The organism is Paenirhodobacter populi, from assembly GCF_004022215.1.
In the GTDB taxonomy this organism is placed as follows: Bacteria; Pseudomonadota; Alphaproteobacteria; order Rhodobacterales; family Rhodobacteraceae; genus Rhodobacter; species Rhodobacter populi.
In genome coordinates this window covers 57,638-75,954 of sequence record NZ_SAUZ01000013.1, presented here as the reverse complement: position 1 = coordinate 75,954, position 18,317 = coordinate 57,638, and the positions used below count along the sequence as shown (strand labels likewise).

Annotated in this window: 14 protein-coding genes and 1 riboswitch; of the genes, 10 read left to right on the top strand and 4 right to left on the bottom strand. The window is 67.4% G+C overall.

Going from position 1 to position 18,317, the window contains the following annotated elements:
* The first annotated feature begins 370 nt into the window (after positions 1-370).
* Positions 371-1,762 carry an NAD-dependent succinate-semialdehyde dehydrogenase gene (locus D2T30_RS12030; RefSeq protein WP_128209069.1) on the top strand — a complete coding sequence of 464 codons (1,392 nt, stop codon included), beginning with the start codon at positions 371-373 and terminating at the stop codon, positions 1,760-1,762.
* Positions 1,763-1,816: 54 nt separating this feature from the next.
* The gene (locus D2T30_RS12025) at positions 1,817-2,596 is read left to right on the top strand and encodes an acetoin reductase (RefSeq protein WP_128180204.1); all 780 of its coding nucleotides are present in this window, start codon (positions 1,817-1,819) and stop codon (positions 2,594-2,596) included.
* Positions 2,597-2,645: 49 nt separating this feature from the next.
* Here the strand turns inward: D2T30_RS12025 and D2T30_RS12020 are convergent, their stop codons facing one another.
* Positions 2,646-3,680 carry an Ldh family oxidoreductase gene (locus tag D2T30_RS12020; protein WP_128209068.1) on the bottom strand — a complete coding sequence of 345 codons (1,035 nt, stop codon included), beginning with the start codon at positions 3,678-3,680 and terminating at the stop codon, positions 2,646-2,648.
* Positions 3,681-3,794: 114 nt separating this feature from the next.
* Between D2T30_RS12020 and D2T30_RS12015 the strand changes: the two genes are divergently transcribed.
* From D2T30_RS12015 to D2T30_RS11990, 6 genes are all read left to right on the top strand, one after another.
* Positions 3,795-4,697, top strand: a complete 903-nt coding sequence (locus D2T30_RS12015) for a DUF6925 family protein (RefSeq protein ID WP_128209067.1) — start codon at positions 3,795-3,797, stop codon at positions 4,695-4,697.
* Positions 4,686-4,826, top strand: a riboswitch (cobalamin riboswitch). (Overlaps the previous gene by 12 nt.)
* 28 nt (positions 4,827-4,854) lie before the next feature.
* Positions 4,855-5,061 carry a CbtB domain-containing protein gene (locus D2T30_RS12010; protein WP_128209066.1) on the top strand — a complete coding sequence of 69 codons (207 nt, stop codon included), beginning with the start codon at positions 4,855-4,857 and terminating at the stop codon, positions 5,059-5,061.
* 10 nt (positions 5,062-5,071) lie between these two features.
* Positions 5,072-5,800, top strand: a complete 729-nt coding sequence (locus D2T30_RS12005) for a CbtA family protein (protein ID WP_128209065.1) — start codon at positions 5,072-5,074, stop codon at positions 5,798-5,800.
* Positions 5,801-5,845: 45 nt separating this feature from the next.
* Positions 5,846-6,463, top strand: coding sequence for a hypothetical protein (locus D2T30_RS12000; RefSeq protein WP_128209064.1), 618 nt, complete (start codon positions 5,846-5,848; stop codon positions 6,461-6,463).
* 185 nt (positions 6,464-6,648) lie between these two features.
* Positions 6,649-7,755, top strand: a complete 1,107-nt coding sequence (locus D2T30_RS11995; protein WP_128209063.1) for a DUF475 domain-containing protein — start codon at positions 6,649-6,651, stop codon at positions 7,753-7,755.
* An 83-nt stretch (positions 7,756-7,838) separates the two neighbouring features.
* The gene (locus tag D2T30_RS11990; RefSeq protein WP_206612945.1) at positions 7,839-8,789 is read left to right on the top strand and encodes a 2-hydroxyacid dehydrogenase; all 951 of its coding nucleotides are present in this window, start codon (positions 7,839-7,841) and stop codon (positions 8,787-8,789) included.
* On the opposite strand, the gene D2T30_RS11985 is transcribed toward D2T30_RS11990, so the two are convergent.
* From D2T30_RS11985 to D2T30_RS11975, 3 genes are all read right to left on the bottom strand, one after another.
* The gene (locus D2T30_RS11985; RefSeq protein WP_128209062.1) at positions 8,790-11,858 is read right to left on the bottom strand and encodes an efflux RND transporter permease subunit; all 3,069 of its coding nucleotides are present in this window, start codon (positions 11,856-11,858) and stop codon (positions 8,790-8,792) included.
* A gap of 10 nt (positions 11,859-11,868) precedes the next feature.
* A complete protein-coding gene (locus D2T30_RS11980; RefSeq protein WP_128209061.1) occupies positions 11,869-12,996 on the bottom strand; it encodes an efflux RND transporter periplasmic adaptor subunit in 1,128 nt (375 codons plus the stop codon).
* A gap of 127 nt (positions 12,997-13,123) precedes the next feature.
* Complete coding sequence (locus tag D2T30_RS11975) at positions 13,124-14,962, bottom strand: sigma-54-dependent Fis family transcriptional regulator (RefSeq protein WP_128209060.1); 1,839 nt, start codon at positions 14,960-14,962, stop codon at positions 13,124-13,126.
* Positions 14,963-15,247: 285 nt separating this feature from the next.
* On the opposite strand from D2T30_RS11975, the gene D2T30_RS11970 reads away from it, so the two are divergent.
* Together D2T30_RS11970 and D2T30_RS11965 are read left to right on the top strand one after the other, a co-directional pair.
* Positions 15,248-17,050 (top strand): NAD(P)-binding domain-containing protein, encoded by a 1,803-nt coding sequence (locus D2T30_RS11970; RefSeq protein WP_128209059.1) that lies wholly within the window; start codon positions 15,248-15,250, stop codon positions 17,048-17,050.
* Between the two features lie 253 nt (positions 17,051-17,303).
* Complete coding sequence (locus tag D2T30_RS11965) at positions 17,304-18,284, top strand: GAF domain-containing protein (RefSeq protein WP_241560583.1); 981 nt, start codon at positions 17,304-17,306, stop codon at positions 18,282-18,284.
* The last annotated feature ends 33 nt before the right edge of the window (positions 18,285-18,317 follow it).

Below are 18,317 nucleotides of genomic sequence, written 5' to 3'. Positions count from 1 at the left end.
AATTTCACGCAATGGACGCGGCGCCTTCGGGGGCCGCGTTTTTTCTGGGCACAAGCGCGTGAGCGGGGGAACCCCGCCCCGCGTCGGGACTTTGTGCAAAAGATGGCGCGGCGGGCTCCACTTTGACTTCGATCAAGGAAAACCCTAGCGTTTCGATAGAATATCCCATCTGCAGCCATCCGAAGGAGGGACGAGCAAATGACCTGTGCGGAATTGCACATCGCAACGGCGACAAAGGCAGCTACCCTTCCGAAATCAGAGAGCTATTGTAATCGTCACGACCGGACCGCGCGGTAAACCACGCTGGCCTGAAAATCCCGCGGGAACCCGCCTTCGTGAGCGTGCTCCCGGCTGCGACAAGGAGAATGAAATGTCCTACGCAACGATCAATCCATACAGCGGCGAGCTTGTCGCCTCTTTCCCGGATGCGACGGATGCCGAGGTGAGCAAGGCACTCGACAAGGCCGATGCCGCGTTCGCGAAATGGCGTGACACGCCCATCGCCGAGCGCGTGAAGGTCCTGCAAAAGGCGGCGGACCTGCTGCGCGCCGATGCCGATGGCTATGCGAAACTGCTGACCCTCGAAATGGGCAAGCTCTTCGCCGAGGCAAAGGCCGAGGTCGAACTGTCCGCCAAGATCTTCGAATATTACGTCCGCAACGCCGAAAAGCTGCTGGCCCCGGAAAAGCTGCCGGTGCTTGACCCGGCCGAAGGCGATGCGGTGCTGGTGCATGAACCGCTTGGCATCCTGCTGGCGATCGAGCCGTGGAACTTCCCCTACTATCAGATCGCGCGCATCCTTGCGCCGCAGCTCTCGGCGGGGAACGTGCTGATCCTGAAGCATGCCTCGAACGTGCCGCAAAGTGCCGCCGCGTTTGAAAAGCTGATGCACAAGGCCGGGCTGCTTGAGGGCGGGTTCACCAACCTCTATCCGACCCGCGAGCAGATCAACACCATCATCAACGATCCGCGCGTGCATGGCGTGGCGCTGACCGGATCCGAAGCGGCGGGCGCGATCGTCGCGGCCGAGGCGGGCAAGGCGCTGAAGAAATCGACGATGGAGCTTGGCGGCGCCGATGCCTTCGTCGTGCTCAAGGACGCCGATCTGAAGAAGACCATCGACTGGGCGGTGTTCGGCCGTCACTGGAACGGCGGGCAGGTCTGCGTGTCGTCCAAGCGGATGATCGTCGTGGATGACGTCTATGACGAATTCCTCGACGGCTACCGCAAGGGCGTGGCCAAGCTCGTCGCCGGCGACCCGATGGATCCGGCGACCACGCTGGCGCCGCTGTCGTCGCAAAAGGCCGCCGATGACGTGAAGGCGCAGATCCGCAAGGCGATCGAACATGGCGCCAAGGCCGAGGAAGTCGGCCCCGCCGTGCCGAACAAGGGTGCCTTCGTGCAGCCCACCATCCTGACCGAACTGGCCGAGGACAACCCGGCCCGCTACTGGGAATTCTTCGGTCCGGTCTCGATGCTGTTCCGCGCGAAGGACGAGGCCGATGCGGTCCGCATCGCCAATGACTCGCCCTTCGGGCTTGGCGGCTCGGTCTTCACCAAGGACGAAAAGCACGGCTTCGAGGTCGCCAAGAAAATCTCGACGGGCATGGTCTTCGTCAACCACCCGACCAAGGTCGAGGCCGACCTGCCCTTCGGCGGTATCCGCCGCTCGGGCTACGGGCGCGAACTTCTGGGCCTCGGGCTCAAGGAATTCGTCAACCACAAGCTGATCGATGTCGTCGACATCGACGCGCATTTCTAAGACGACCGCCGCGCGGCCCCGGGGTCGCGCGGCACCTCCCTGAAAGGAAATACCATGTCTTTGAACGGAAAAGTTGCTCTGGTGACCGGGGCTGGCCAGGGGATCGGCCGCGGCATCGCCCTGCGTCTGGCCAAGGAAGGCGCGGATGTGGGTCTGGTCGACCTGAAGTCCGACAAGATCGAATCCGTGAAGGGCGAGATCGAGGCGCTTGGCCGCAAGGCCACCACCTTCACCGCCGATGTCAGCGACCGCGATCAGGTCTTCGCCGCCGTCGAACATGTGGCGAAGGAACTGGGTGGCTTCGACGTCATCGTCAACAACGCCGGTATCGCGCAGGTGAAACCGCTTGAGGACGTGCGCCCGGCCGACCTCGACCTGATCTACAAGATCAACGTGAACGGCGTCGTGTGGGGCATTCAGGCCGCCGCCGCGAAGTTCAAGGCGCTCGGCCACAAGGGCAAGATCATCAACGCCTCGTCGATCGCCGGTCATGACGGCTTTGCGCTGCTGGGTGTCTATTCGTCGACCAAATTCGCGGTGCGCGCGTTGACCCAGGCGGCGGCGAAGGAACTCGCCAGCTCGGGCATCACCGTGAACGCCTATTGCCCCGGCATCGTTGGCACCGACATGTGGGTGGACATCGACAAGCGCTTTTCGGAAATCACCGGCGCGCCGATCGGGGCGACCTACAAGAAATATGTCGAGGGCATCGCCCTTGGCCGGGTGCAGACCCCGGACGACGTGGCGGCGCTGGTGCAGTTCCTTGCCAGCGACGATTCCGACTACATCACCGGTCAGGCGATCCTGACCGATGGCGGCATCGTCTACCGCTGATCCGTTCCGCATGACAGGAAACGCCGCCCCTCGGGGCGGCGTTTTCGTTTCAGCCCGCGCGTCCCTCGGCCAGATCGCGCAGATGCGCCAGACGCGCCGCGGCGACCGGCACCTGCCCGGCGCGGGCGGCGCGCAGATCGTGACGGCGGCGCCCCGGCAGATGGCTCAGCCCCGCCTCGCGCAGCTTTTCGACCAGCGTTTCCGCCCGCATGCCAAAGGGCAACCCGCCCGCCTTTGACGGATCGATGCCGATGAAGATCTGCCCGGTATGCGGCGTCGCCGCGCCGGGATGGCCGGACCAGTCGAATTCCCACGAGAAATGCCCGCCACCGAGCCCCGCGCACAGCAGTTCCACCATCAGCGAGATGAGCGAGCCCTTGTGCCCCCCGAACGGCACCAGCGCCCCGCCGTCGAGGATCTTCGCCGGATCGCCCGTCGGATTGCCGTCGCGGTCGACGCCGGTGCCGGGGGGCAGCATGTGGCCCTCGCGCCGGGCGACCTGCACATCGCCATGCGCGGTGGTGGTGGTGGCCATGTCGAAGACCAGCATCCCTTCCTTCCCCGCAGGCGCGGCCAGCGCAAAGGGATTGGTGCCGAAGACCGGCTTTTTCGCGCCCTGCGGCACCGAACAGGTCATCGAATTGATCATCGACAGCGCAATCAGCCCCTCTTCGGCGAAAGGCTCGACATCCGGCCACAGCGCCGCGAGGTGGTGCGAGTTGCGGATCAGCAGCAGCGCGATGCCGTTCTGCCGGATGCGGGCGGTGAACTCCCCGCGCGCCAGATCCAGCGCGATCTGGGTGAAACCGTTCTTCGCATCGACGGCAAGGCAGCCGGGGGCCTTGTCCTCCAGCACCGGCACCGCCGTGCCATCGACCCAGCCGGAGCGGAGCGAGGCGATATACCCCTCGACCCGGAAGAGGCCGTGGCTGACCGATCCGTCGCGCTCCGCCCCCACGCAATTGGCGGCGAGGATCCCGGCCACTTCGGACCGGCAGCCGTTCCGTTCAAGGATCCGCGCGACGATGCCACGCAGTTCCGTTTCGCTGATGATCGCGGTGTCTTCCGCCGATGGGTTGCCCATGCGATTCCCTTTCCTGTCTGGCGCAAGGAACGGTGCAGGCCCGCCGATGTCAACGCCGGCGTTGACCGGGCCCGCCCGCCCGGGCGATAGCTGCGGGATGGATCGGGGGCGCGGATGACGGATGACAGGGAAGGAACGCTGGCCGGGCTGCTTGCCGCGCCGGGACATGTCTGGAGCGTCGGCACCCCCGCCGCCGTCATGGGCTTCACCCCCGCCGGGCCGGTGACGCGCGCGGGGCGGGACCTGATCGCCGAGGCAGGCCCCGCCCGCCTGCGCATCGCGGCGGATGCCCCCCTTCTGGCGTTCGAGACGATCAGCTCCACCCCGCAGGGCTGGACGCAGGGCATCGCCATCTGCGCGCCCCCCGCCCCGAAGGCAAAGCCGCAACCGATCCGCCGCCTGACCTCCGACCCCCACGCGATCCGCGACGAGGACCGCGAGGCCCCGGTTTTCGACATGGGGCAAGGCGACGGCATGGTCCGGGTGCTGTTCCGCCCCGATCCCGATTCCCTGCCCGCGATACTGGCACTATGCGGGCGGCACTGGGCCGAGGCCGCGCTGACCGCCCTTTCCGGCACATGGATCACCGACGCCGGCATCGCGCGGATCGAGCGGTGGCAGCCGCCCGGCCCGGTGCCGGTGCTGATCCTCGGCACGGCGGGGCCGTCGCGGGCGACGCCGCTCCGCCCGGGTGAAACGCCGGTCGCGCATGTCTTCCCGCCGCATCCGATGGCCGAAGACGGACCGGCGCGCCACCGCGCCTTTCAGGCGCTGCTCGCCGCCCACGGGCGGGCGGATCTGTGGCTGCTGAAACAGCGGGTCCTTGCCCTTTTGCGCGAAGGCCGGTTCGAGGAGATCGCCGCCGACCGCCACGGCACCGCCACCATCCGCGTCGCGCTGCGCCAGCATCTGTTCCTGACCGGCGCGCCGCCGCCGCAGGACTGGATGGCGCGCTACGACCGGCCCCTGCTTCGCGCCTGCGCCGGGATCGCCAAGACCGGAATCACCAAGAATTGACAGCCCGCCCCCATCCGACTAACCATGGAAGGGCGGCACCGCACGGGAAGCCGGTGCAATTCCGGCGCGGTCGCGCCACTGTAACCGAAACTTCGGAAGTCAGACCTCGGGCGGTCGCCGGAAACCTCAACGGGACGCGAAATCCCAGGAGAGCCTCATGACTGACACCACCTTTGCGCCTGCGCGCCCCGTTCCCGTCCCGATTGGCGAGCTGCTTCCCTGGGCGGTCTTCGCCGGGCTGATCCTTGTGCTGGCGATCTATTTCATCAGCGCCGAGGAAGGCGCCATCGCGCTCTTCAACGGCATGTATGTGCATGAATTCGTGCATGACGGCCGCCATCTTCTTGGCTTCCCCTGCCACTGAGGAGACGCACATGGTCGGTTCCCTTTTGCTGCGCGGCATGATCGCCGGGCTGATCGCCGCCGTGCTTGCCTTCGGCTTCGCCTATGCCTTCGGCGAGCCCGAGGTCGACTATGCCATCGGGCTTGAAGAACAGAAGGCCGCCGCCGCGGGCGAGCCGGAAGAGCCCGAGATCGTCAGCCGCGCCACGCAATCCACCATCGGTCTTGCCACCGGCCTCTTGGTCTATGGTGCGGCGATCGGCGGCATCTTCGCGCTGGTCTTCGCCTGGGCCTATGGCCGGGTGACGGCGCTTGGCGCGCGCGCCACCTCGGCGCTGCTGGCGCTTGCGGCCTTCGTTTCCGTGGCGCTGGTGCCGCAGATCAAATATCCGGCGAACCCGCCCGCCGTGGGCAGCGCGGAAACGATCGGCAGCCGGACATCCTTGTTCTTCATCCTGCTCGTCGTCTCCATCGCGGCGATGGTGCTTGCGGTGGCGCTGGCGCGGCGGCTGTGCGCGGAACGCGGGGCGTGGACGGCGGGGATCATCGCCGGCGTAGCCTATCTGGCGGTGATCGCGGTCGTGCTGTTCGCCCTGCCCCCGGTGAACGAGGTGCCCGCGGATTTCGCCGCCGAACGCCTCTGGGCCTTCCGCGCGGTGACGATCGGCATCCACGCGATCCTGTGGACGGTGATCGGCCTGACCTTCGGCGCCCTGGCCGAGGCGCGGCTGGAACCCCGCCGCCGTCACGCGCTGGCCTGAACCGATGCCGCCCACGGGCGGCATCCCTTTCCCGGGACTACGGCAATGGCAGCTTTGCGCCCCCGCTTTCGTGGCCTCTTCCTCGCGCTCGCGGGATGCCTGCTGGCATCCGCCGCGCAGCCGCATGGCGCCCGCGCGCCCGAGGACCATCCGGGCGGGGTGCCGATCGCCAGCCTCGAACACGGGCAGATGGCCGTTCTGGCCCGCCACCGGGGCGAGATCCTTGCCCTTGCCGCCCGCCACTATCCAGTGGACGAGACCCTGCGCCGGCTGACGAACCATGCCGAAATCCAGTTCGCCTATTGCCTCTGGGGGCTGATGCCCGGCACCGTCACCGATGCGGCCAGCCCCTTCAACGGCTGCGCCCACGCCTATCTGGCCACCGCGCGCGAGGCGCTGCTGCGCCTCGAATCCCTGCCCGGCAAAAGCCCCGCGGTCGACCGCCTGCGCCAGCGCATCGACGCCGACATGCTGGCGAACGGCCGCGACCTCGAGCTGTGCCAGCACAGCGGCGAGGAATTCGGCACCGGGCGGATCGTCGGGCCGGACTGGGGCGCGCTGCCCGGCCACTGGCCCAGCCTGCTGGCGGTTCTGGCCCTGCCGCTGGCCGCCATCGCCGCGATGGCGGCATTGCGTCGCCCCCGGCGGACCCTGCGCGCGTAACCTGTTGCCCGCGCGCGCGCGGCGCGATAGGATCACGCTGCTGTGTCAGACCGTGATGCCCCGGCAGGTGCCCGGAACCGGCCCCGACACAGGATTCCGTTCGATGACCGGGCCCCTCTGGCGGAAGTGGCGGCGCTTTCGCGATGTCGGCATCATACGCGCTCCAGCCGCCTGGAATGTCTTTCATGACCAATCCGACCAACCTCTCCGGCGGGGCAAAGTCCGCGTCCGGAGCCTCGGCCTCCGTGCTGAGCTATTTCCGTTGGGCCTTCATCATCACCATCCTCGGGCTCGCGCTTGGCGCATGGCTCGGCTGGCAGACCACCGGCACGGCGGGCGGCACGGCGACGATCTTCTTCATCTGCTGCGTTCTGGCGGTGCTGGAAATCTCGCTGTCGTTCGACAATGCCATCGTCAATGCCAACAAGCTCAAGACGATGACGCCGAAATGGCAGCGCCGTTTCCTGACCTGGGGGATCATCATCGCCGTCTTCGGGATGCGGATCGTCTTCCCGCTGCTGATCGTGGTGATCGCGGCCAAGATCGGCCCGTGGCAAGCGCTGGTCATGGCCGCCTCGCAGCCCGACGAATACGCCCGGATCATGCACGACGCCCACTTGCCGATCGCGGCCTTCGGCGGCACCTTCCTGATGATGGTGGGGCTGAGCTTCTTCTTCGACCATGAAAAAGAGGTCCATTGGGTGCGCTGGCTGGAAAGCCACATGGCGCGCTACGCCTCGATCCGCGGGGTCGAGGTGGCGGTGGTGCTGCTGATGATCCTCGGCTTCTCGCAGCTTCACGACGGGGCGGCGGCGCAGGTCTTTGTCAATTCGGCGATCTGGGGCCTGCTGACCTTCCTGCTGGTCGAGGTGCTGGGCGGGCTTCTGGACCGGGTGCAGCAGGATACGCTGTCCACCGCGGCCAAGGGCGGGATCGGCGCGTTCCTTTACCTTGAGGTGCTGGATGCCTCGTTCAGCTTCGACGGGGTGATCGGGGCCTTCGCGCTGACGCAGAACCTGTTCGTCATCGCCATCGGGCTGGGCATCGGGGCGATGTATGTGCGCTCGATGACCATCATGCTGGTCGAGAAAGGCACGCTGTCGGAATACCGCTTTCTGGAACACGGGGCCTTTTACGCGATCACCGCGCTGGCGGTGGTGATGTATGTGCAGACCCTGTTCCATATCCCCGAGGTCATCACCGGCCTTGCCGGGGCGCTGCTGATCGGGATCGCGCTCTGGTCCTCGATCCGCTGGAACCGGCGGCACGGGCACACGCACGGGGTTGAGTGAACGGCCGCGGCCCGCCAGAATTTGCATGGCGGGCCGCAAAGGTGTTTCATCGCGCCACCTTCCCGATGAATCACGAGGTCGCCATGCGCCTGCTTATTGCCACTCCCCTGCCCGCCGCCGTCGAGGCCGAGGCGCGCGACGCCTTTGGCGCCGCCCCCGCCACCGACAACCTGACGCCCGAGGCGATGATCGCCCTTGCCACGCGCGAAAAGCCGGAGGCGATCCTGCTCTCCGGCCGCCAGAAGCTTGCGGCCGAGGGCATCGCCCAGCTGCCCGACAGCGTGCGGCTGATCGCCACCTGCAGCGTCGGCTACGATCATCTCGACGTGAAGGCGGCGGCTGCGCGCGGCATCGCGGTGACGAACACGCCCGATGTGCTGACCGCCGCGACCGCCGACATGACCATGCTGCTGATGCTGGGCGCTGCACGCCGGGCGCGGGAATATGCGGCGATCATGGATGAAGGCTGGCGGCGCAGCTTCGCGATGAACGAGATGCTGGGCACCGACCTGTCGGGCAAGCTGCTGGGCATCGTCGGCATGGGCCGCATCGGCCGCGCCGTCGCGCATCGCGCGCGCGCCTTCGGCATGACCATCGCCTATCACAACCGCCACCGCCTGCCGCCGGAACAGGAAGCGGGCGCGGAATTCGTGGCCGATACCGATGCGCTGGTCGCGCGGGCCGATGTGCTGAGCCTGAACCTGCCCGGCTCGGGCGAGGTGGTGATGACCGCCGAACGTTTCGCGCTGATGAAGCCGGGGGCGGTCTTCGTCAATTCGGCGCGCGGCTCGCTCGTCGATGAAGATGCGCTTGTCGAGGCGCTGGCCTCGGGCCGGCTGGCGGGGGCGGGGCTTGACGTGTTCCGCAACGAACCCGCCTACGACCTGCGCCTGCGCGACCAGCCCCGCGCCTTCCTGATGCCGCATATGGGCAGCGCCACGATCGAAACGCGCGAGGCGATGGGCCGCCGGGCGCTGGCCAATATCGGCGCCTTCCTTGCCGGCAAGCAGCCCGCCGATCAGGTCAACGCCTGATCAGCCGGCGGCCAGCCGTCTTTCCCGCGCCACCTGCATCGCCTTGTCCGAGGGCGCGATGAAGCTGTAGAACATCGGCACGACGAACAGCGTGAAGGTCGTGCCGATCATCAGCCCGAAGAAGATCACGATGCCCATCGCCTCGCGCGCGGCGGCGCCGGCGCCCTCGGCGAAGACCAGCGGCACCACCGCCAGCGCCATCGCCGCCGTGGTCATCAGGATCGGGCGCAGACGGGTCCGCGCCGCGGCGACAATCGCCTCGCGCCGGGTCAGGCCGTGTTCCTCACGCTGCTGATTGGCGAATTCCACCATCAGGATGCCGTGTTTGGTAATCAGCCCGACCAGCGTGATCAGCCCCACCTGACTGTAGATGTTCAGCGTGCCAAGCCCGAGGTTCAGCGGCAGGATCGCCCCGAACAGCGTCAGCGGCACCGACATCAGGATGATGAACGGATCGCGGAAGCTTTCGAACTGCGCCGCCAGCACCAGATAGATCACCAGCACCGCCACCCCGAAGGCGATGGCGATGGTGTTGCCCTGCGTCTGTTCCAGCCGCGACTGGTCGGCATAGTCGATGAAGAACCCCTCGGTCAGCACCTCGTTGGCGATGGAAACGATCGTCGCCACGCCGCTTGCGCTCGATGTGCCGATCATCGGCAGGGCGGTGATCGTCGCCGAATTGAGCTGGTTGAACTGCTGGATGGAGGAGGGCATCGCATCCGTCTCGACCCGGACCACGGCGGACAGCGGCACCAGCGCGCCGGACCCCGAGCGCACGAAATACGACCCCAGCAGCTCGGGATTGTCGCGGAAGCGCTGCGGCACCTGCGGGATGATGTCGTAGCTGTTCGAATCGCGGTCGAACTGCGCGACCTTGTAGCCGCCGACCAGCAGGCCAAGCGTCGATCCGATGTCGGACACCGCCACGTTCAGCGACGCGGCCCGTTCGCGGTCGATGATGACCCGCGCCTCGGGCGCGTCGAAGTTCAGCGAATTCTGCACCGCGATGAAATTGCCCGAGGCCAGCGCGCGCTGGCGGATTTCCTCGGCCACCTCGGCGACGCGGGAGGGTTCGTGGATCGACTGGATCACGACCGACACGGGCAGCCCGCCCCCGGTGCCCGGCAGGGTCGGCGGCGCGAAGGCAAAGCCCTGCAACCCGGTATTCGCGTCAAGCTGCGCCTGAATGTCCTGCTGCACCTGCGATTGCGAGCGAGACCGCTCGGCCCAGTCCTTCAGTGCCCAGATCAGGATGCCCTGCGTATCGTCCCCGCCGAAACCGGCGATGGAAAAGTCGGTCCGCACCTCGTCCATCCCGGCGGTCGCCTTGCTGATCTGGTCGATGTATTTCGCGGTGTAATCGTCGGTCGCGTAGCGCGGCCCGTTGGCGATGGCGATGACGGCGCCCTGATCCTCCTCGGGCGCCAGCTCCGACTGGGTGTTGAGCATCATGTAGCCCGTCACCGACACCAGCCCAAGGACGATCAGGATCGTCACCGGCCGGTAATCCAGCGAGTTGTTCACCCGCCGCTCATACCAGTTGGCCAGCCGCTCGAACGTCCGGTCGACAAAGACCTGAAAGCGCGACCCCTCACCCGATTTCAGCAGCCGCCCCGACATCATCGGCGTGATGGTCAGCGCGATCACCCCGGACAGGATCACCGATCCCGCCAGCGTAAAGGCGAATTCGCGGAACAGCGCCCCCGTCAGCCCGCCGGTGAAGCCAAGCGGCGACAGCACCGCGGCCAGCGTGATGGTCATCGCGACCACGGGACCGGTGATCTCCTTCATCCCCTGCACGGCGGCGGGGATGGGTTTCATGCCGTCCTCGATATGGCGGTGGATGTTTTCCACCACCACGATCGCGTCATCGACCACCAGCCCGATCGCCAGAACCATCGCCAGCAATGTCAGCAAGTTGATCGAATAGCCAAGCGCCAGCAGCACCGCCAGCACCCCCACCAGCGACAGCGGGATGGTGACGACCGGCATCAGCACCGACCGGAACGATCCAAGGAACAGCAGGATCACCACCACCACGATCGCCACCGCCTCGGCGATGGTCTTGAACACCTCGCGGATCGAGGCGGAAATCGTCTCGGTCGAATCGTAGACGAGTTCCAGCCGCATCCCCTCGGGCAGGCCGGCGTTGATGGCGGGCAGGTCCTTGACCACCGCCGCCGCGGTGTCGAGCGGGTTGGCCGCGGGCGTCGGATGGATGCCGATGAACGTGCCGGCCTTGCCCTCGAAGGTGACGATCTCACCCGATTCGTCCGAGGCAAGCTCGACCTGCGCCACGTCGCGCAGCCGGACGACCTGATCCCCCTCGGACCGCAGCGGCATCATCCCGAAGGCGTCGGGGTCCTGCAGCGTGGTCTGCAAGGTGATCGCATGGGCGTAAAGGTCGTTTTCCGTCTTGCCCGCCGCCGCGAGGTAGTTCGACGCATTGACCGCCGCCAGCACCTCGGCGGCGGTGATGTTCCGCGCCGCCAGCTTGTCCGGGTCGATCCAGATCCGCATCGAATATTTCGACGCGCCGATCACCTCGATCTGCGCGACGCCCGGAATGGTGGACATCCGCGGGCGGATCACCCGCTCGATATATTCGGTCAGCTGCTCGGGCGACATGTTGGGGTTCAGCGCCGCGATATACATCAGCGCAAAGGTGTCCCCGGTGCCCTTGACGATCACCGGATCCTCGGATTCCGACGGCAGCGAGGACCGCACCTGCTGCACCTTTGCCAGAACGTCCGTCAGAGCCGCATCGGAATTGGAGCCGAGCTTCATGTGCACCGACACGACCGAGGCCGACGGGCTCGACGTCGAGGTCACGTAGTCGATGTTCTCCGTCGTCGCCACCGCCTCGGTGATCGGCGCGGTGATGAAGCCCTGGATCAGGTCGGGCGAGGCGCCGGGATAGGTGGTCGTCACCGTGACCACGGTTTCCTCGACCTCGGGATATTGCCGGACCTGAAGGTTGAAATAGGCCGCGATCCCCAGAAGCAGCATGAACGCGCCCACGACGATCGACAGGACGGGGCGGCGGATGAAGATTTCGGTGAAATGCATCGCGCCTTCCTCAGTTGCCGATGACGGGCGGCGCGTCGCCGGTTTCCGCCGGATCGGTCACGATGCGGACGACCGCGCCAGAACTCAGCCGGTTCTGCCCCGCATCGACCACCCTGTCGCCCGCCTTCAGACCTTCGAGGATCTCGACCGAGTTTCCATGCCGCCGGCCGATCCTGACGAAAACCTCGCGGGCGATGGTCTGCGGCGCATCCGCGCCCTCGGGCGTTTCCTCGCGCACGACAAAGACGGAATCGCCATACAGCGAGGTCGTCACCACCGTCTGCGGCAGCGAGATGACGTTTTCCACCGCCGGCAGGTTGACCCGCACGCGCAGGAACTGCCCCGGGGTCAGCGCCTCGCCCGAGGCCTCGTCCAGCAGCGCGCGCACCGTCACCAGCCGCGAATTCGCGTCGATCTTCGGGTCGATGCCGGTGATCTCGCCTTCAAAGCTGGTGCCGCCTTCCTCGTCGATGGCGGTGACGGAAAATCCCTGCCGCACCTGCGCCGCCTGTTGTTCGGTCAAAGCGAAATCGACACGCATCTGGCTGCGGTCCTGCAACGTCGCAAAGACGGTGCCGGCGGCGACGAACTGCCCCACCTCGATGCGCGGAATGCCGATGGTGCCGTCAAAGGGCGCCAGAAGCTGTTTCGTCTGCAACACGGCTTCGAGCTTCGCGACCTGCGCCTGCGCGGACACCTCTTCGGCCTGCGCGCTGTCGAGCGTGCTGGTCGCCGTCACGCCGCGTTCCTGAAGGTTGCGCGCCCGGTTCAGCGTGATCTGCGCCAGATTGAGCGAGGCTTTCGCCGCCTCCAGATCCGCGCGTTCCTGCCGGTCGTCGATCTGCACCAGCAGCTGGCTGCTGGTCACCGTGTCGTTCGACTGGAACAGGATCTCGCGCACCACGCCCGAGGCCTCGGTCGACAGATCCGCGCCCTGCCGCGCATTGGCGGTGCCGATCGCATCGATGCCGGGGGTCCAGGTGCCGGATTGCGCCTCGGTCACGGTGACCGGCACGGTGACGTTCTTCATCGAATCCAGATACTGCGCGATCATCTTCGCGCGGAACTGATTGAACCCGACAATGCCACCGATGACGAGAGTCAGCAGGACGATCGCAATAATCAAACGTTTTATCATGTCAGAAACCGGTCGCTCCGAGGGGATTGGCGGGTGGTGGCACGGGTGTCAGGTAGTGCCTCCCTACCCCAATACCAATGCCCCGCATTATTGAAAATGCTTTCCTTCTCCGAATTCGCCGCATGGGTCAGAGGCCGTAGCGCCGGATTCGCCGGTGAACCGTGGTCCGGTCGACGCCCAGACGGCGCGCCGCCTCGGACACGTTGCCGCCCGTTTCGGCAAGGATCCGGCGCAGCAGCGCGGCATCGCCGCGGGCGGCGGCGGGGGCGTTTTCCGCGAACGGGGCCGGCAGATCCGCCGGGCCGACGACCCGCGGCAGCCCCGCCGACAGTTGCGCCATCAGGTGGTGCAGCTCATGCAGGTTGCCCGGCCAGTCATGTGACGCAAGGCTTGCCCATGCGGCGGGGGACAGCCGCCCGGCCCCGCCCGCCGCCTTCAGCAGCCGTTCCGCCAGCCACAGCAGGTCGCGCCGCGCCCGCAGGGGCGGCAGGCGCAGCACCGCCCCCGCCAGCCGATGCGCCAGATCGCGGCGGAACAGCCCGGCCGACGCCGCCTCCAGCAGGTCGCCCTGATGCGTGGCGATCAGCCGCAGATCCGCGCGTTCCGGCCGGGTGGCGCCGATCGGCAGCCACGCGCCCTCCCCCAGCAGGCGCAGCAGCCGCCCCTGCATCCGGGCGGGCAGCTCCCCCACCTTGTCGAGGATCAGCGTCCCGCCCCGCGCCCCGTCGATCAGGCCGGGCTCGTGCCGCCGCCCGGCGACGCGGCCGAACAGCAGGGCCTCGTCCCCCTCGGCCAGTTCGGCGCAGGGCACGCTGACACAGGGGCCGACACGCCCCGCCGCATGGATCGCGCGGGCGAGCGTCAGCTTGCCGGTGCCGGTTTCCCCCTCGATCAGCAGGGGCAGCCGCCCCGGCGCCAGCCGCGCCGCATGGGCCAGCAGGTCGGCCATCGCCGCATCCTCCGGCCCCGCCAGATCGCGCAGGGCGGGCGGCAGCGCGGGCGGATCGCCGCGCGTCCGGGCCGGGGGCAGGCGGCGCGGTTCGATCGCATGACCGAAGAGGTGATGGCCGTCGCGCGTCTGGATCAGCCGTTCCGCCGCCGGGCGCTGCCGGGTCAGGTCTTCCAGCCGGTCGGGCGTCACCCGCAGGAAATCCGAGATCGGCCGCCCGATCAGATCCCCCGCCGCCCGCCAGTCCTGCCCCGCCGCCCGTGCCAAGAGCCGCGCCGCGCCATGCGTCATGCCGATCACGCAGCCCGCGCCGTCCAGCGACACCGCCGCCTCGGGGTCGACATCCAGAAAATCCGGGCTGCCCGACAGCCGCAGCACCCATTCGCGCCGGCTTTCGGCCATGATGTTCGCCAGCTCGATCCGCCGCACCGTCTGCCGCACCAGATTCAGCGCCAGCATCTGGCTGACCCGCGGCCGGGGCGAGGACAGCAGCGATATGTCCAGCACCGCCGTCAGCTTGCCCCGCGTGTCGTAGATCGGCGCGGCGGTGCAGGACAGCCCGCCATGCGTCACGTCGAAATGGTCGCTTTGATGGATGACAAGCGATTCCCCCGTTTCCAGACAGGCGCCCAGTGCATTGGTCCCCGCCCGCGATTCCCGCCATTCCGCGCCAAGGAACAGGCCCGAGCGGCGCAGTTCCGCCTTTTGCGCGGCATCGCCCATGTATTCGACCGTCACCCCGGAATGATCGGCCAGCAGCAGCACGTAATTCTGCCCGGCGACCAGCCGGTACAGGTTCTCGATCCCCGAGCGGGCGATGGCGATCAGGTCCTCGGACCGCTGCCGGTGGGCGCGCAGGGCCGCGTCGGGCACGATATAGGCCTCGGCCCGGCGGGCGGGGTCGAGGCCATGCTGGTTCAGGCAGCGCAGCCAGCTTGCCACGACGACCGGATCGCGGGACGCCGGAGCGCCCTGCGAAACCTGTTCGATTTCGCGGATATGACGCAGATCCTCCACGTATTCCTCCCTTGCCGGTCTCTCCTCCCAAAGGGTCCGGCGGGATCAGGGTAACCGCAGGGGGCGATACCGCAAACACCGAAATTTCCCCTGTGGCGGCGGGGCGCCGCACCTGTGGCGCGGGTTGCCACGGGGGCGCCGGCCAAGCCCTTGAAATCCCGTGGCGCGGCCACGGCGCTTGGGCCGCTCCGGCGGGTGATGCAGGCTGATCGCATTCGTCTGGCCATGCCGCGAAGGGGTTGGGAGGCCCCGGCATCGCCCGGACAGGAGCAAAGGGAGGAAATGATGCTCGATTCGACCCAACAGGGCGCCCTGACCGCATTGGTGGCCGATCTGGAACAGGCGCTGGTCGCGCGCGACGCGCAGGCGGTGGCGGACCTGTTTCTGGAAACCGGTTTCTGGCGCGATCTGGCGGCCTTCACCTGGAACCTGAAGACCTGCGAGGGCCGCGACCAGATCCGCGACATGGCGGCCGCGCAGCTTGATGCGATCCGGCCGCAGAAGCTCTACCTCGACCCCGACGAACAGGTGACCGATTCCGGCGATGTCACCGAGGGCTGGCTGAAGTTCGAGACGGAAACCGGGCGCGGCGTCGGCTATATCCGGATGAAGGAGGGCAAGATCTGGACCCTGCTGACCACGCTGCACGAGTTGAAGGGCCACGAGGAACCCCGCGGCCTGCGCCGTCCGATGGGCGCCGAACACGGCCACGACCCGGACCGCAAGACCTGGAAGGAAAAGCGCGAGGAGGAATCCACCCGCCTTGGCCATGAGGAACAGCCCTATGTGCTGATCGTCGGCGGCGGGCAGGGCGGCATCGCGCTTGGCGCGCGGCTGCGGCAACTGGGTGTGCCCGCGATCATCGTCGACCGGCACGAACGCCCCGGCGACCAGTGGCGCAAGCGCTACAAGTCCCTGTGCCTGCACGATCCGGTCTGGTACGATCACCTGCCCTACATCCCCTTCCCGGACAACTGGCCGGTCTTCGCGCCCAAGGACAAGATCGGCGACTGGCTGGAAATGTATACCAAGGTGATGGAGCTGAACTACTGGTCGAAGACCACGGCGAAATCCGCCACCTGGGACGACGCGGCAAAGGAATGGACCGTGATCGTGGACCGCGACGGCGAAGAGATCACCCTGCACCCGAAGCAGCTTGTCCTTGCCACCGGCATGTCGGGCAAGCCGAACATCCCCACCATCCCCGGTCAGGACGTGTTCAAGGGCGAACAGCAGCATTCCAGCCAGCATCCGGGACCCGAGGCGTATCGCGGCAAGAAGGTGGTGGTGATCGGCTCCAACAACTCGGCCCACGACATCTGCGCGGCGCTTTGGGAAGGCGGGGCGGATGTGACGATGGTGCAGCGTTCGTCCACCCATATCGTCAAGTCGGACAGCCTGATGGAGGTCTGCCTCGGCGGGCTCTATTCCGAACAGGCGGTGGCGAACGGCATCACCCATGACAAGGCGGACATGATCTTTGCCTCGATCCCCTACCGGATCATGCACGAATTCCACATCCCGCAATATGACGAGATCAAGCGCCGCGACGCGGATTTCTACGCCGCGCTGGAAAAGGCGGGGTTCATGCTGGACTTCGGCGACGACGAATCCGGCCTGTTCATGAAATACCTGCGCCGGGGCTCGGGCTATTACATCGACGTGGGGGCCTGCGATCTGGTGATCGACGGCTCGATCAAGCTGCAATCGGGCAAGGGCATCAGCCATCTGAGCGAGGATGCCGTGGTGCTGGACGACGGCACCGAACTGCCCGCCGATCTGGTCGTCTATGCGACGGGATATGGTTCGATGAACGGCTGGGCGGCGGATCTGATCTCGCAGGAGGTCGCGGACAGGGTCGGCAAGTGCTGGGGCCTCGGCTCGGACACGACCAAGGATCCCGGCCCGTGGGAAGGCGAACAGCGCAACATGTGGAAGCCGACGATGCAGGAGGGGCTGTGGTTCCACGGCGGCAACCTGCACCAGTCGCGCCATTATTCGCGCTATCTGTCGCTGCAGCTCAAGGCCCGTCAGGCCGGGATCGACACGCCCGTCTGGGGGATGGAGCCGCCGCATCACCTGAAATGACCCCGATCTGAAATGACCCACGCCCGGCCCCGGAAACGGGGCCGGCGCAGCTGACGCCACGGAAACCCGCGCGCACGATTTCGTTGCTTGTCTTTGGCAGGGGGCAGGCTACTCTCTCTGAGGCAGAATGCCGCAGCTACGTCACCACCACGTCGCGGCGGCCTTCCGTCTTCGGTCCGCCTGCCGGTGGCGCCGTTGTCCCGGGGACCATGCGAGACACCGCCTCTTGCAGATTCTGACAAGGATGACGACCTTGACCAGCCAAGTTTCCGTTCAGGATCACGTCGAACTGGTGCGCCGGACGGCAGAATCGCCCGCGCCCGGCCGCTCCGCCGTTGCCGCGTCGTGGCGGCGGTCGCTGATGCACCACCAGCTCGACCCCGCCGAAATCCGTCGCCCGGACCGCGTGCCGCAATCCACCCTGCGCGAACGGCGCGAGGCGGCGCAGGACCTGCTGCGCATCGCCGGGCCGATCCTGAACCGGCTGGCGGCGGCGGCGATGGATACCGGCAGCGCGGTGATCCTCAGCGGGCCGGACGGGCTGATCCTCGAGGAACGCAGCCACCCCGCCGACAGCGCCGATTTCGGCGGCGCCGGGCTGGCCGCGGGCGCAAGCTGGTCCGAGGCGGACGAAGGCACGAACGGTATCGGCACCTGCCTGACCGAACGGCGCCCGGTGGTGATCTGGCACGACCAGCATTTCCACACGCGCAATCTGGCGCTGACCTGCATGGGCGCGCCGATAGAGGCGCCGGGCGGCGGTCTGGCCGGGGTGGTCGACATCTCGTCCTGCCGCCGCGACCTGAGCGAGGCGCAGGCCCGGCTGATCGGCCTGACGGTGCAGGACGCCGCGACCCGGATCGGCTGTGAACTCTTTGCCGCCGCCTTCCCCAAGGCGCGGATCATCGTGATGCCGGGCGACCCCGCGCAGGGACCGTGCCAGATCGCGGTGGACCGCGACGACCTGATCCTTGGCTGCAACCGCGCCGCGCGCCGCGCCTTCGGCATCACCGACGCGGATATCGCCCTGCACCGCCCGGCGGCGGACCTGCTGCGCGACGCGGCCGGGGGGACACGCGGCGGCTTGCAGGATGCCCTGCGGTCCGAGGTGCTGCGCGCGCTGCGCCGGGCGGGGGGCAATGTCTCCGCCGCCGCGCGCGACCTGCGGATCGGGCGCGCGACGCTCTACCGCAAGATGGACGCGCTCGGCCTGCGCGCGGAACGGCAGAATTGAGTTTCCGACTGTCTCGGAACCGGGACAATCGGC

What these genes read in the sequence shown, in the direction of transcription:
- D2T30_RS12020 (WP_128209068.1), bottom strand. Translation starts at nt 3,680, where the DNA reads ATGGGCAACCCATCGGCGGAAGACACCGCGATCATCAGCGAAACGGAA.
- D2T30_RS12015 (WP_128209067.1), top strand. Translation starts at nt 3,795, where the DNA reads ATGACGGATGACAGGGAAGGAACGCTGGCCGGGCTGCTTGCCGCGCCG.
- D2T30_RS11990 (WP_206612945.1), top strand. Translation starts at nt 7,839, where the DNA reads ATGCGCCTGCTTATTGCCACTCCCCTGCCCGCCGCCGTCGAGGCCGAG.
- D2T30_RS12025 (WP_128180204.1), top strand. Translation starts at nt 1,817, where the DNA reads ATGTCTTTGAACGGAAAAGTTGCTCTGGTGACCGGGGCTGGCCAGGGG.
- D2T30_RS11995 (WP_128209063.1), top strand. Translation starts at nt 6,649, where the DNA reads ATGACCAATCCGACCAACCTCTCCGGCGGGGCAAAGTCCGCGTCCGGA.
- D2T30_RS12005 (WP_128209065.1), top strand. Translation starts at nt 5,072, where the DNA reads ATGGTCGGTTCCCTTTTGCTGCGCGGCATGATCGCCGGGCTGATCGCC.
- D2T30_RS11985 (WP_128209062.1), bottom strand. Translation starts at nt 11,858, where the DNA reads ATGCATTTCACCGAAATCTTCATCCGCCGCCCCGTCCTGTCGATCGTC.
- D2T30_RS11980 (WP_128209061.1), bottom strand. Translation starts at nt 12,996, where the DNA reads ATGATAAAACGTTTGATTATTGCGATCGTCCTGCTGACTCTCGTCATC.
- D2T30_RS12030 (WP_128209069.1), top strand. Translation starts at nt 371, where the DNA reads ATGTCCTACGCAACGATCAATCCATACAGCGGCGAGCTTGTCGCCTCT.
- D2T30_RS12000 (WP_128209064.1), top strand. Translation starts at nt 5,846, where the DNA reads ATGGCAGCTTTGCGCCCCCGCTTTCGTGGCCTCTTCCTCGCGCTCGCG.
- D2T30_RS12010 (WP_128209066.1), top strand. Translation starts at nt 4,855, where the DNA reads ATGACTGACACCACCTTTGCGCCTGCGCGCCCCGTTCCCGTCCCGATT.
- D2T30_RS11970 (WP_128209059.1), top strand. Translation starts at nt 15,248, where the DNA reads ATGCTCGATTCGACCCAACAGGGCGCCCTGACCGCATTGGTGGCCGAT.